Origin of the sequence: Kitasatospora xanthocidica, from assembly GCF_014656195.1 — a bacterium.
GTDB classification, from domain to species: Bacteria; Actinomycetota; Actinomycetes; order Streptomycetales; family Streptomycetaceae; genus Kitasatospora; species Kitasatospora xanthocidica.
The window spans coordinates 16,940-30,335 of the sequence record NZ_BNBY01000047.1 but is presented as its reverse complement, the minus strand read 5'-3'; the positions used below and the strand labels follow the sequence as shown (position 1 = coordinate 30,335).

Here is a 13,396-nt window from a genome sequence, read left to right as displayed (position 1 = left end):
CGGCGAGGCGCGTGCCCCGGCGTCGCCCCGCAGGCGGGGGTTTGAAGACGCGCCCTAGGGCCTCCTCCGGTACGAGAGCGCCGCCCGCCCGGATCCCGGGCGGGCGGCGCTGTCGTACCCGGTCCGGCCGCGGTCAGACACGCCCCAGGGCGATGCCCTCCAGCAGGTCGCCGAGCAGCCCGGGCGAGGGCATCGCGGCCATCTCCCGGCGGATCCGCTCGGCCCCCTCCCGGAACCGCTCCTCGGTGAGGATCTCGCCGAGCGCCTTGCCGATCGCCGCCGGGTCGTCGCGCTCCCGCTCGTCGACGATGCCCCGCCCGCCGCCACTGGCCTCGACCCGCTCCGCGTTGGGCACCAGCAGCGGCCCGTCCTGGGCGAGGACCAGCTGCGGCACGCCGTAGTAGAACGCGGTGAGCGCCGTGCCGGAGCCGCCGTGGTGGATGATCGCGTCGCCGTACGGGAGGCAGAGGTTGACCGGCAGCGGGTCGGCGACCCGGACCGTCGAGGGCAGCGGCCCGAGCGTCTCGCGGAAGCGCTCCTCCAGGAAGAGCACCGCCTCGACCTCGTCCACCTCGTGGACGGCGGCCGCGATGCTGTCCACGATCGAGTCCAGCTTGCCCTGCTCGGCCAGCCGTCCGGTCCCCCAGGCGCCGAGGCTGACGAACACCCGGCGCTCCGGGCGCGGCCCGAGCACCCAGTCCGGCAGCGGCGCCGTCCCGTTGTACGGCACGAAGCGCACGGGCTCGGCCGGGGTCACGTTCGGGGACTGCACGCTGGGCGGGCAGGGGTCCACCACCAGCACCGGATCGGGCAGGCCGTCCGGCGAGCCCAGCCGGACGCACAGCTCGTGCAGCGCCAGCTTGCCGGGCGCGAGCAGCGAGGAGCTCATGTTGTCCAGGCCCCAGCGGTGCACCACCACCGGGACGCCGAGTGCGCCGCCGACCACCAGCCCGCCCCACTCCAGCGGGTCGGTGATGATCAGGTCGGGCCGCCAGGCCCGCGCGAGCTCCAGGTACTCGTCGATGTAGGTGTCCAGCCGGGCCAGCCAGCGCTGCCCCATCTGCGCCCACGGCGGCTCCTCGCTCGGCCCCTTGCTGCCCGAACCGGCCACGGCGAAGGGGGACTTGGCGACCAGCGGCCGGCTCCAGCGCTCGGCGCCGCCGTCCGCCGGGCCGACCCGGCGGCTGGGCAGTCCGGCCCGGCCCGCCGCCCTGGCCACCTCCGCGTCGCCGACCACCAGCACGTCGTGGCCGGCCAGCCGCAGACCCCAGGCGACCGGCACCATCGGCATCAGATGGGTGAGCACCAGGGCATTCACGATCACACGCACAGCAGCTCCTCGATCGGTACGGTCATTGCTCTCCGGCCCCGGGCACCGGGCTCCGTTCCCCGGCTCGTCAGGCTCCGGCCCGCCCGGGGAGGTCCGGGACGGCCAGCACCGGGCTGCGCCGGGAGGTCACGAACTCCCGTACCGATTCGGCGAGGTAGTCCACCATCTCCGGGGTGAGCCGGGGGTGGACGCCGATCCAGAAGGTGTGCTCGGTGACGGTGTCGCTGTTCTCCAGCGTCCCGGCGACCCGGTAGTTCGCGTGGGCGTAGGCGGGCTGGCGGGTGAGGTTGCCGGCGAAGAAGCGCCGGGTGCCGATCGCCCGCGCCTCCAGGAAGGCCACCAGCTCGGCCCGGGTGTAGGGGGCGTCCGGCAGCACCGTGATGACGAAGCCGAACCAGCTCGGGTCGCTGCCCTCGGTGGGGCGGGGCAGCAGCAGGCCGGGCAGCCCGTCCAGCGCCTCGCGCAGCCGGGCCCAGTTGCGGCGGCGCAGCCGGCCGAACTCGTCCAGCTTGGTCAACTGGGTCTCCCCCAGGGCCGCTTGGAGGTCCGTCGACTTCAGGTTGTACCCGATGTGGGAGAAGATGTACTTGTGGTCGTAGCCGGGCGGCAGCGTCCCCATCTGGTGCTCGAAGCGCTTCAGGCAGGTGTTGTCCTTGCCGGGGAGGCACCAGCAGTCCCGGCCCCAGTCCCGGTAGGACTCCACCAGCCGGGCCAGTTTGACGCTGCGGGTGAGCACGCAGCCGCCCTCGCCGGTGGTGATGTGGTGCGCCGGGTAGAAGCTCACCGTGCTGAGGTCGCCGAAGGTGCCGGTGAGCCGGCCGCGGTAGGTGGAGCCGAGCGCGTCGCAGTTGTCCTCGACGAAGTGCAGCCCGTGCTCGCGGGCGAGTTCGGCCAACTCCTCGGCCTGGTACGGGTTCCCCAGCGGGTGGGCGATCATGATGGCCCGGGTGCGCGGCCCGATCGCCGCGGCGACCCGCTCCGGGGTGGTGTTGTAGGTGCCCAGTTCGATGTCGACGAAGACCGGCACCAGGCCGTTCTGGATGATCGGGTTCACCGTGGTCGGGAAGCCGGCCGCCACCGTGATCACCTCGTCGCCGGGGCGGAGCCGGCGCTCGCCGAGTTCGTGCGCGGTGAGCGCCGAGAGGGCGAGCAGGTTGGCCGAGGAACCGGAGTTGACCATGTGGGCCTTGCGCAGGCCGAGGCGGCGGGCGAGCGCGCGCTCGAAGCGCACCGAGATGTCCCCGGAGGTCATCCGCAGGTCGAGGGCGGCCGAGACCAGCGCGACCCGGTCCTCCTCCGCCAGCACGGCGCCGGCCGGCAGCAGCGGGGTGACCCCCGGCACGAACTCCTGCTCCACGCTGATCTCGCGATGGTACTCCCGGACCTGTTCGATCAGTAGATCGCGGCGATCGTTCACCGTCATTCCTCCAGGCAGTAGGCACGGCCGCGGGTTCGCCCGCCTCGCGGGGCCCGTTTCGCGGTCGATGGTGCGGACGGTCGGTCGAAGCCCGTTGGAGTCCCCCCGGGCCGGGGCTCAGCGGAGGCCGGCGGCCCGCTGGATCCCCTCCACCAATTCGGCCTGGCGGAGGGTCAGTTCGCTGTAGCGATCGAGGTTCCGGGCGCCCCGCGCGGCCTCCGTGAAGACGCGCACCAGCTCGGCCCACTGGTCGTCGGCGGGCAGCGTGATCTCCTCGGACCCGCCCTTGGTCTCCACCCGCAGCACCGGCCGGTGGTCGGCCGGCGGGGTGTACGCCCGGTCCAGGACGATCCGCCCCTCGCTGCCGGCCAGCTCGTACGCCGAGCGGTAGCCGTGCGACATCCCGTACGTCAGCTGGGCGCTGACGCCCTCGGTGGAGACCAGCAGGGCGGCGCCGGCCACGTCCACGCCGGAACCGGGGTCGCGCACGGCGACCGCGCCGGCCACCCGCAGGTCGGGGCCGAGGAAGAGCTGGGCGGTGCGGACCGGGTAGCCGCCGACGTCGAGCAGGCAGCCGCCGCCGAGTTCGGGCCGGTAGCGGATGTCGTCGGGGTGCAGCGCCGGTATGGTGAACACCGCCCGCACGCCGCGCAGTTCACCGATCACACCCTGTTCGAGCAGGTCCCGGACGGCCTGGTGCTGGGCGTGGAACTGGAACATGAAGTTCTCCAGCAGCACCAGCCCGCGGGCGGCGGCGAGCGCGGCGAGCCGGCGGGTGGCCGACGCGTCGACGGTCAGCGGCTTCTCGCAGAGCACGTGCTTGCCGGCCCGCAGCGCCGCCTCCACCCACGGCTCGTGCAGGGCGGCCGGCACCGGGACGTAGAGGCCGTCGACGTCGGCCCGGTCCACCAGGGCGCGGTAGCCGGTGACCGCCTCGCAGCCGAAGCGCTCGGCGAACCGGCGGGCCTTGCCCTCCTCCCGGCTGGCCACCGCGACCAGTTCCACCGAGGGGTCGGCGGCCAGCGCGGGCAGGGCCCGGCGCCACGCGATGTCCGAGCAGCCGAGCACGCCCATCCTCAGGGCGGGCGGCTCGAGTCGGTTCTGGTCCATGGTCGCCTCCGCTGTGACCGGGCCCGCGCCGTCCGGCTTGGCCTGTGTTCGGGCCAGCCTGGGGGCGCCCGCTGGAGGCGCCGTCCAGCCCGGACGCCCGCCGTCGCGAACCACCCGGCTTGAACGGCCCTCGAACGCGAGCCCCAAGCATCGTCCCGCCTGGGGCTGGTGTGCGCTCCACCGGGAGCGCACAGCTGCGGACCCATGCTTTCCGTGTCCAGCCGGGGCAAGAGGCTCCGGAGCCTGCCCGGACTGCGTGCCGCGGCGGTGAGGAGAAGGCAACCGTGAGGGCTCTGTTGTTGTCCGGAGGGACAGGCACCCGCCTGCGCCCGCTCACGTACTCGATACCGAAACAGCTTGTCCCGGTGGGGAACAAGCCCGTGCTCGGACACTGCCTGGAGAACATCCGCGACTGCGGGATCGAGGAGGTCGGCGTCATCGTCGGGCCGCACGCCGAGCAGGTCGCCGCCGTGTTCGGCGACGGCTCGGCGATGGGCCTGCGGCTCACCTACCTCCAGCAGGAGCGGCCGCTCGGCCTGGCGCACTGCGTCACGGTCGCGGCGGACTTCCTCGGCGAGGAGGACTTCCTGATGTACCTCGGCGACAACGTGCTGACCGAGGGGGTGGCCGAGGCCGCCGGGGCGTTCCGGGCGGACCGGCCGGACGCCCAGGTGCTGGTGACCAAGGTGGCGAACCCGTCCGACTACGGGGTCGCCTCGCTCGGCGCGGACGGCCGGGTGAACGCCGTGGTGGAGAAGCCCGAGCGGCCGCCGAGCGACCTGGCGCTGATCGGCGTCTACTTCTTCACCGCGGCGGTGCACCGGGCCGTCCGCGCGATCCGCCCCAGCCGCCGCGGCGAGCTGGAGATCACCGACGCCATCGGGGAGCTGATCGCCACCGGCGGTGACGTCCGGGCCCTGGAGTACACCGGGTTCTGGCGCGACAGCGGCACCGTCGAAGGGCTGCTGGACTGCAACCGCGCCGTCCTGGACACCCTGCGCCGGGACGTCCGCGGCAGCGTCGACCGGCATTCGGTGCTCACCGGCGACGTCGTCCTGGCCGAAGGCGTCGAGGTGGTCCGCTCCCAGCTGACCGGGCCGGTCACGGTGGCCGCGGGCACCGTGGTCCGGGACAGCCGGCTCGGCCCGTACACCTCGGTCGGCCCGGGCTGCACGCTGGACTCCACCGGCATCGAGAACTCGATCGTCCTGGAGGGCACCACCATCACCGGGGTGCGGGGACTGGACGGCTCCCTGATCGGCCGGCGGGCCGAGCTGCACGCCGAACCGGCCGCGGCGAGCCAGCGGCTGATCGTCGGCGACCTGGCGAAGGTGCGGGTGGCCCGATGACCCTCGCCCCGCTCGCCGCCACCGGCTCCCGGCACGGCTCCGACGTCACCTACCGCACCGAGCTGATCCGCCGCTTCACCCGCTCCGCGGCCACCACCGACAGCCCGGTGACCCCCAACCGGGCGATCCTCTCCTGGCTGGAGGAGAACCGGCGGATCTTCCGCCACGAGGTCACCCGGATCCCCTTCGCCGACCTGGCCGGCTGGCGCTTCGACGCCGCGAGCGGCGACCTCGGGCACGACAGCGGACGGTTCTTCACCGTCGAGGGGCTGCGCATCCACACCGACGTGCACGACTGGATGCAGCCCATCATCAACCAGCCCGAGATCGGCATCCTCGGCTTCGTGGCCAAGGAGTTCGACGGCGTCCTGCACTTCCTGATGCAGGCCAAGATGGAGCCGGGGAACATCAACTCGGTGCAGCTCTCGCCGACCGTCCAGGCCACCCGCAGCAACTACACCGGGGTGCACCGCGGCCGGCCCATCACCTTCCTGGAGCACTTCGTCCCGCCCACCGCCGGGCAGGTCCTGGTGGACTCGCTGCAGTCCGAGCAGGGGGCGTGGTTCCTGCGCAAGCGCAACCGCAACATCGTCGTGGAGATCACCGAGGAGCCGCCCGAGCTCCCGGACTTCCGGTGGCTGACCCTCGGCCAGATCCACCGGCTGCTGGGCTTCGACGACGTGGTCAACATGGACGCCCGCACCGTGCTGTCGTCCATCCCGCTCGGCCCCCGGGTCGAGGACCAGGGCGCCTACCAGTCGCTCACCGACGTGCTGAGCTGGCTCACCCGGGTGCGGGCGACCAGCGAGCTCTCCCAGCGGTACCGGCCGCTGCGCGAGGTCGAGGGCTGGCAGCTGACCGAGGACCGGATCGGGCACCGGGACGGGCGCTACTTCCAGGTGATCGCCGCGGCGGTGAGCGCCGCCAACCGCGAGGTCGCCAGCTGGACCCAGCCGCTGTTCGAGCCGATCGGGCTGGGCGTCACCGCCTTCCTGGTCCGGCCGATCGGCGGGGTGCTGCACCTGCTGGCGCACGCGCGGGTGGAGGCCGGGCTGGCGAACGTCGCCGAGATCGCGCCGACCGTGCAGTGCTGCCCGGACAACTACGCCGGCCTGCCACCGGAGCGCCAACCACGCTTCCTCACCGAGGCGTTGACCACCACCGGGAGCCTGGTGCGCTACAACACCGTGCTCTCCGAGGAGGGCGGGCGTTTCTTCGAGGCCCGTTCGCGGTACCGGATCGTCGAGGTCCCGGAGGACTTCCCGCTGGACGTCCCGCCGGACTTCGCCTGGATCAGCGTCCACCAGGCGAGCACCCTGCTGCGCTACGACGGCTACCTCAACGTGCAGGCCCGCACGCTCATCGCGGCCCTGCTCGCGACGCTCTGAACCGCGCTCCCACCACTGACGAGGAGGAACACCCGTGCCGTTCACCGAGAAGGAGACCGCCTACCTGCGGTCCCAGCGCATCGGCCGGCTCGCCACCGTCGGCCCCGACGGCCGCCCGCACAACGTCCCGGTCGGGTTCCGGCTGAACGACGACGGCACCATCGACGTCACCGGCCGCGACCTCGCCCGCAGCCGCAAGTACCGGGACGTGGCGAAGCACCCCGCGGTGTCCTTCGTCGTCGACGACATCGCCGGTACGGACCCGTGGGTGGCGCGCGGGATCGAGATCCGCGGTGAGGCCGTCGCGCTCCCCACCGGCGGGCGGGCCCACAACCCGAACCTCGCCGACGAGCTGATCCGGATCACCCCGGCGCGGGTCATCGCCTGGGGCGTCGACGCGCCGTGGCAGGCCGGCAGCAACGGCCGCGACGTCGGCTGAGCGACGACGGACCGCCGGGCCCGGTCCCCGCCCTCGCGGCGGGGCACCGGGCCCGGCGGTCCAGTCGTGCGTCGGGTTCCTCGTGCTCCGGCCCCCTCGCACTCCGGCTTCGGAGCCGGGCGCCTCAGAGGTGGGCGGCGACCGCCCCCGGGGTCAGCGTCTGCTCGCGCAGCCGCTCCTCGGCGGTCTCCTCGATCCGCGCCATCATCCGGCGCAGCAGCGGCGGCGCCATCAGCGAGGTGACGATGGCGACCAGGATGACCACGGTGTACATCTCCTGGCTGAGCACCCCGAGCTTGAGCCCGACCATGGCGACCACCACTTCGATCACGCCCCGGGCGTTCATGCCGGCGCCGAGCGCCAGGCCCTCCCAGTGGCTCATCCGGCTGAGCCGCGAGCCCAGGTAGGCGCCGCCGAACTTGCCGGCGATCGCGACCGCCAGCACCGCCACCCCGGCGAGCAGCACCGAGGGCCGGCCGAGCGCGGTCAGGTCCATCCGCAGCCCGGCGGTCGCGAAGAACACCGGGGCCAGCACGGAGACCACGACGGTCCGCACCGGGGCGAGCTTCTGCGGGTCGCCGAGCCGGGTGCCGCTGAGCGCCAGTCCGCACAGGAAGGCGCCGAAGACCGCCTCCAGGCCCAGCGCCTGGGTGCCGGCCGCGGCGAGCAGCAGGGCGGTGACCAGGAGGGCCGGGTGGGCCTCGATCCGGGGCCCGGCCGCCTTGCTCGCGCGGCGCAGCACCAGGGCCGCCGCCACGACGACCGCCAGGTTGGCCACCGAGTGCAGGATCTGGCCGCCGGACACGCCGACGGTGGCCATCGCCGAGACGACCGAGAGCAGCAGCCAGCCGGCGATGTCGTCGACGGTGACGGCGCAGAGGATCAGCTGGCCGATGTTGCGGTGCACCAGGCCGAGTTCCATCAGGGTCTTGGCGATCACCGGGATGGCGCTGACGCCCATCGCGACCCCCACGAACAGCGCGAAGGTGGGCCGGTCGGAGACGGTGCCGAGGAGCGAGCCGGGCAGCAGGTAGGCCAGTCCGATGCCCAGGCCGAGCGGCACCAGGATCCCGGGGACGCTGACCCGGACGGCGGTCGCCCCTCGGCGCCGGACCAGGCCGAGGTCCATCTGCAGGCCGGTCACCCCGACCATCAGGATGACGCCGATCTGCCCGAAGGCGTCGAGGAGGTGGAATCTCGCGGGGTCGTGCGGGAGCAGCCAGGCGGAGAACCCGGGTGACAGGTGCCCGAGCAGGGAGGGTCCGAGCAGCACGCCGACGAACAGTTCGCCGACGACGGCGGAGAGCCCGATCCGGGTGAAGAGGCGTCCCAGCGCGACGGCGAGCCCGAGCAGCAGGCCCACTTGGAGGAGGAAGACCATCAGGTCATGGGCGGCGAGCGGCGCGACCGGTCCAGCGGCCAACGGCATGGTGACTCCCTTGCGGGGCGGGGTGGTTGAGGGCACGGCGGATCACCGGAGGCCGGTGGCCCGGCGGATCGCCGAGCCACCGGCCCCGGGTGACGGATCAGGGAGCGGGTCGTGCAGGGGTGGTGCGGGAGGGGCTCAGGAACTGACCGAGAGCCTCTGGTTGATCAGGGCGAGCAGGTCGCGCACGGTGCCGATCTCGCCCAGCTCGTCCTCGGGGAGCTGCACGGCGAACTCGCGCGAGATCCGGCTGGTGGTCTCGATGAGGGCCAGGGAGTCGTACCCCAGCTCCTCGAAGCGGAGGTCCAGGATGTCGCCGTCCAGGTCGACGGACTCCTCCTCTCCCGCGCAGTCGCGCATGATCCGCTTGAGGTCCTCGATGGTGAACGCGCTCACGATAATGAATCCTCTCGTCGCATTTCCAGTGGTCAGGGCTGTGGCTGAAGAGTGTTGACCGGACGTCAGATCTGGCGTACGGCAAGGGCGGTGTTGAATCCCCCGTAGCCCCGCGCGACCACCAGGGCGGTGCGCAGCCGGGCCGGACGGGCCTCGGTCACCAGGTCCAGCCGGTACTCCTCGGCCGGCGCGGTGACGTTGACGGACGGCGGGATCACCCCGTCCCGCAGCGCCAGCAGGGCCAGCGCGACGTCGACCGGCGCGCCGCCGGAGCTGAGCCGGCCGAACATGGTCTTCGGCGCGGTCACCGGCACCCCGCGCGGGCCGAACAGGCCGGTGATCGCCTCGGCCTCGGCCCGGTCCAGCTCGGGCACCCCGGAGGCGTCGGCGAACACCACGTCGACCTCCTCGGGGGTCAGGCCGGCCGAGTCCAGCGCACCGCGCATCGCCGCGGCCAGCCGGGACGGCCGCCCCGAGCCCGGCCGCGGGTCGAAGGTCGCGCAGTAGCCGGCGATCTCGCCGTACAGCTGCGGGGCGCCGCGCTCGCGGGCGGACGCCGCGGGCTCCATCACCAGGATCGCGCCGCCCTCGCCCAGCACCTGGCCGCTCGCCCCGGTGTCGAAGGGCAGGAACGCCCGCTCCGGGTCCGGCTGTTCGCTGAGCAGGCCGGACGGGAGCTGGGCCACCAGGCCCCACGGGCAGAGCGAGGCGTCCATCCCGCCGGTGAGCACCAGCCGTACGCCCTTGGACAGTTGGCGCCGGGCCTGGCCGAGCGCGTCCAGCCCGCCGGCCTGCTCGGCGACGGTGACCCCGGTCGGCCCGGACATGCCGTGCCGGATCGACAGCTGGCCGGTGTTGACCGCGTAGAACCAGGCGAAGGACTGGTAGGCGCTGACGTACTCCGGGCCCTGCGCCCAGAGCTTCTCCAACTCCCGCTGGCCGAACTCGAATCCGCCCGAAGAGTTGGCCGTGACCACGCCCATCTCCAGGTCGTCGAACCGCTGCGGGTCGACCCCGGCGTCCTCCAGGGCCCAGCCCGAGGCGGCCAGCGCCAGCTGGGTCATCCGGTCGGTCTGCGGGACCAGCCGGCTCGGCACGTGCTCCGACACCTCGAAGCCCGGGATCTCACCGGCCAGCCGGACGGGGTAGCCGGAGGCGTCGAACCGGGTGATCGGGCCGATCCCGCTGGTGCCGGCCAGGGTGCTGCGCCAGACCTCCTCGGTGCCCAGGCCGTTGGGGGCGGCGATGCCGAGCCCGGTGATCACCGCACTCATGCGCCCACCTCGCTACGCTCGGCAGGGGCATTCGCCCACACGCACCTCTTGATGATTCGCTCGCTTCGCTCACTCATGCGCGCACCGCCCCGGGGCGGGTGAGCACCATGGCGCTCTGGAAGCCGCCGAACCCGCTGCCCACGGTGAGCACGGCGTCGAGGTCGCGCTCGCGGGCGGTCAGCGGGACGTAGTCGAGGTCCAGCTCCGGGTCCGGTTCGGTCAGGTTGGCGGTCGGCGGGATGGTCCCGTGCTCGATCGCCAGCGCGCAGGCGGCGATCTCGATCGAGCCGATCGCGCCCAGCGAGTGCCCGATCATCGACTTGATCGAGCTGACCGGGGTCCGGTAGGCGTGGTCGCCGAGGGCGCGCTTGAAGGCGTTGGTCTCGTGCCGGTCGTTCTGCCGGGTGCCGGTGCCGTGCGCGTTGACGTAGTCGATCGCCTCCGGGGCGAGCCTGGCCTCGGCCAGGGCCGCGTCGATCGCCGCGGCCATCTCCCGGCCGTCGGCCCGCAGTCCGGTCATGTGGTACGCGTTGCTCCGGGCGGCGAAGCCGGAGATCAGCGCGTAGATCCGGGCGCCGCGCCGGCGGGCCCGCTCGGCCTCCTCCAGGACCAGGACGGCCGCGCCCTCGGCGAGCACGAAGCCGTTGCGGGTGCGGTCGAACGGCCGCATCGCGTGCTCGGGGTCGTCGTTGTGGGTCGAGGTCGCCTTGATCGCGTCGAAGCAGGCGACCGTGATCGGCGAGATCGGGGCGTCCGTCCCGCCGGTGACGACGATGTCCGCGCTGCCCTCCCGGATCAGGTCGCAGGCGTAGCCGACGGCGTCCAGGCCCGAGGTGCAGCCCGCCGACACCATGTTGACCGGCCCCTCCGCGCCGGCCGTCCAGGCCACCTCGGCCGCCAGCGAGCTGGGCACGAAGTAGTCCGGCAGGTGCGGCATCGCGTAGGTGTGGTCCACCTCCCAGCGGCGGCCGCTGTCGCTGACGACCGCGTACTCGGCCTCCAGACTCATGGTGCAGCCGACGGCGCTGCCGAGGCAGACCGCCATCCGCTCGGGCCGTTCCTGGGCGAGTTCGAGTCCGCTGTCGGCCATCGCCTCGCGGGTGGCGACGACCGCCAGCTGCGCGGCGCGGTCCAGCCGGCGCACCTCCTGGAGGCCGAGGCCCGCCTGCAGCGGGTCGAAGACGCACTGGGCGGCGACCCTGGAACGGTAGGGCGACGGGTCGAACCCGGAGATCGTCCGGGTGGCGGTGCGCCCCGAGACGACAAGGTCCCAGAACGCCTTCGTCCCTGGATCTCCCGGCGCCACCACGCCTATTCCGGTAATCGCGACGAGCCGGTCCACCGGCAACCTCCTCATGGCAGTGACCCGCGTCCGGTGCGAACCGCCCCGAGTCCCCGTCGGATCTGTGTCTCCGGACGATGGGCCGTGGAGCTCAACCCGCGATCGAGCGCTGGTGGAGGGAGGTGACTCTCCCGGCTGCTCACGGGAGTCCACCCCTCGCCCATCCGGTCTCGTCCGTCCCTCGAACGGCCGTCGCCAGCATCGGCCGGACCGCGAACGTTGCCGAGAGGTGAGCCGTATGACGACGGATCCGACCAGCCGGCCGCACGCCCCGCTGCTCGTGGTGGGCGCGGGCCCGGTCGGCCTGGCGGTGGCCCATGAACTGACCCGCCGCGGGCTGCGCGTGCGGATCGTGGACGCCCGCGAGGAACCCCCCACGACCAGCCGCGCCATCGCCACGCACCCGCGCACCCTGGAGGTCTACGACCACATGGGCATCGTGGACGAGATGCTGGCCGCCGGCCGCCGGATCACCGCCTTCACGCTGTACCAGCGGGGCCGCCGGATGACCCGGCTGGACGCCGACTACTCGGCCACCCCCACCCGCTACCCGTTCACCCTCGCCGTCGACCAGGCCGACACCGAGCGGGTCCTGCGCGGGGCCCTGGCCCGGCTCGGCGTCGAGGTGGAGTGGGGCACCCGGCTGACCGAACTGGCCCAGGAGGACGGCTTCGTCCGGGCCCGGCTGGAGCTGCCGGGCGGGGCGCAGGAGCACATCGGCACCCCCTGGCTGCTCGGCTGCGACGGCGGCCACAGCCTGGTCCGCAAGACGCTCGGCGTCCCGCTGGAGGGCGAGAGCGCCGAGACCTGGATGCTCGCCGACGCCCAGGTGGAGACCGCGCTGCCGGCCGACAGCATCTACTGGGTGCGCACCGGCGGGGTGACCCTGATGGCGGTGCCGCTCACCGAGCCCGGCCGCTGGCGGATGCTGGACACCTCGCCGCGCGACCGCAGCACCGACCCGCAGACCGTCGCCGACCGGCTGACCCGGATGTTCTCGGCCGGCACCGGCACCGGGTTCCGGGTCGCACCGCCCCGGTGGACCTCGGTCTTCACCTTCCAGCAGCGCATGGTCCAGCGGATGCGGGTCGGGCGCTGCCTGCTGGTCGGCGACGCCGCCCACGTGCACAGCCCGGCCTCCGGCCAGGGCATGAACACCGGCATCCAGGAGGCGTACAACCTGGCCTGGAAGCTCGCCATGGTGGTCCAGGGCCAGGCCTCGGACGGCCTGCTGGACAGCTACACCGCCGAGCGGGTGCCGGTCGGCGCCGCGCTGCTGGCGACCACCAAGCGGGCGACCCGGATGATCCAGTTGAAGAACCCGGTCGCCGACCGGCTGCTCCCGCTGCTCTTCGGCGTGCTGCGCACCGTCCACCCCCTGCGGGCCCGGGTGCAGCGGGGCTTCCTGGGCGGCATCTCCGGCCTCAACCTGCGGTACGGGGAGAGCCCGCTGACCGTGCCGTCCGCCGCCGGCCCGGGGCCGGCGCCCGGCGAGCGGATCACCCAGGTGGACGAGGCGGGGGCCGCGTCGCCCGGCTGGCCGGCGCTGCTCGCCGAACTGCGGGACCTCGGCTGGACGCTGCTGGTCTTCGCCGGCCCCGGCACGGCGCACACCGCCGGGCCCGCGGCCGCCCTGGCCGACCGGCACAAGGACTGGCTGTCCGTGCGCACCGTGCCCTGGTCGGCGCAGGACGGCGAGGGCCACCCCGCCCCGCTGCCGCACGACCCCCGGCTGACCGCCGCCCTGGGGGGCCGCCCGGGCGGCTGGATCCTCGTCCGGCCGGACGCGTACGTGGCCGCCCGCGGCGACCGGCTCGACGAGGGGTCGCTCGCCGAGGCCGCCGGCCGGGCCGGCCTCACCCGCTTCCCCTGATCCCCCGACGGCCCCCGACCGCCCCGCACCCGATGTCAGGAACCCGACCACG

At 73.6% G+C, this 13,396-nt stretch carries 11 protein-coding genes; 4 read left to right on the top strand and 7 right to left on the bottom strand.

Features of this window, described 5'->3' with window-relative positions; genetic code table 11:
* Nucleotides 1–133: 133 nt before the first annotated feature.
* The 3 genes from IE332_RS38590 to IE332_RS38580 all read right to left on the bottom strand — a co-directional run bounded on the left by IE332_RS38590 (nucleotide 134) and on the right by IE332_RS38580 (nucleotide 3,857).
* Nucleotides 134–1,324, bottom strand: coding sequence for a nucleotide disphospho-sugar-binding domain-containing protein (locus tag IE332_RS38590; RefSeq protein WP_189926088.1), 1,191 nt, complete (start codon nucleotides 1,322–1,324; stop codon nucleotides 134–136).
* Between the two features lie 73 nt (nucleotides 1,325–1,397).
* Nucleotides 1,398–2,753, bottom strand: a complete 1,356-nt coding sequence (gene rfbH, locus IE332_RS38585) for a lipopolysaccharide biosynthesis protein RfbH (RefSeq protein WP_189926086.1) — start codon at nucleotides 2,751–2,753, stop codon at nucleotides 1,398–1,400.
* Between the two features lie 111 nt (nucleotides 2,754–2,864).
* Complete coding sequence (locus tag IE332_RS38580; protein ID WP_229929264.1) at nucleotides 2,865–3,857, bottom strand: Gfo/Idh/MocA family protein; 993 nt, start codon at nucleotides 3,855–3,857, stop codon at nucleotides 2,865–2,867.
* A 170-nt stretch (nucleotides 3,858–4,027) separates the two neighbouring features.
* Between IE332_RS38580 and IE332_RS38575 the strand changes: the two genes are divergently transcribed.
* The 3 genes from IE332_RS38575 to IE332_RS38565 are packed head-to-tail and all read left to right on the top strand — an operon-like array spanning nucleotide 4,028 to nucleotide 7,033.
* The gene (locus tag IE332_RS38575; protein ID WP_373313952.1) at nucleotides 4,028–5,206 is read left to right on the top strand and encodes a glucose-1-phosphate thymidylyltransferase; all 1,179 of its coding nucleotides are present in this window, start codon (nucleotides 4,028–4,030) and stop codon (nucleotides 5,204–5,206) included.
* Nucleotides 5,203–6,594: an NDP-hexose 2,3-dehydratase family protein gene (locus IE332_RS38570; RefSeq protein WP_189926082.1), complete on the top strand. Its 1,392-nt coding sequence runs from the start codon at nucleotides 5,203–5,205 to the stop codon at nucleotides 6,592–6,594. The genes IE332_RS38575 and IE332_RS38570 overlap by 4 nt, the downstream gene beginning before the upstream one ends.
* A 34-nt stretch (nucleotides 6,595–6,628) precedes the next feature.
* Nucleotides 6,629–7,033, top strand: coding sequence for a PPOX class F420-dependent oxidoreductase (locus IE332_RS38565; protein ID WP_189926080.1), 405 nt, complete (start codon nucleotides 6,629–6,631; stop codon nucleotides 7,031–7,033).
* Nucleotides 7,034–7,157: 124 nt separating this feature from the next.
* Here the strand turns inward: IE332_RS38565 and IE332_RS38560 are convergent, their stop codons facing one another.
* The 4 genes from IE332_RS38560 to IE332_RS38545 form a co-directional block, all read right to left on the bottom strand.
* Entirely contained in the window at nucleotides 7,158–8,462 is a 1,305-nt protein-coding gene (locus tag IE332_RS38560) for a cation:proton antiporter (RefSeq protein ID WP_189926079.1), read from the bottom strand.
* Nucleotides 8,463–8,597: 135 nt separating this feature from the next.
* Nucleotides 8,598–8,855 carry an acyl carrier protein gene (locus IE332_RS38555; protein ID WP_229929263.1) on the bottom strand — a complete coding sequence of 86 codons (258 nt, stop codon included), beginning with the start codon at nucleotides 8,853–8,855 and terminating at the stop codon, nucleotides 8,598–8,600.
* 65 nt (nucleotides 8,856–8,920) lie between these two features.
* Entirely contained in the window at nucleotides 8,921–10,129 is a 1,209-nt protein-coding gene (locus IE332_RS38550; protein ID WP_189926077.1) for a ketosynthase chain-length factor, read from the bottom strand.
* A 73-nt stretch (nucleotides 10,130–10,202) separates the two neighbouring features.
* Nucleotides 10,203–11,486: a beta-ketoacyl-[acyl-carrier-protein] synthase family protein gene (locus IE332_RS38545; protein ID WP_189926075.1), complete on the bottom strand. Its 1,284-nt coding sequence runs from the start codon at nucleotides 11,484–11,486 to the stop codon at nucleotides 10,203–10,205.
* A 223-nt stretch (nucleotides 11,487–11,709) separates the two neighbouring features.
* On the opposite strand from IE332_RS38545, the gene IE332_RS38540 reads away from it, so the two are divergent.
* The gene (locus IE332_RS38540; RefSeq protein WP_189926073.1) at nucleotides 11,710–13,344 is read left to right on the top strand and encodes an FAD-dependent oxidoreductase; all 1,635 of its coding nucleotides are present in this window, start codon (nucleotides 11,710–11,712) and stop codon (nucleotides 13,342–13,344) included.
* The last annotated feature ends 52 nt before the right edge of the window (nucleotides 13,345–13,396 follow it).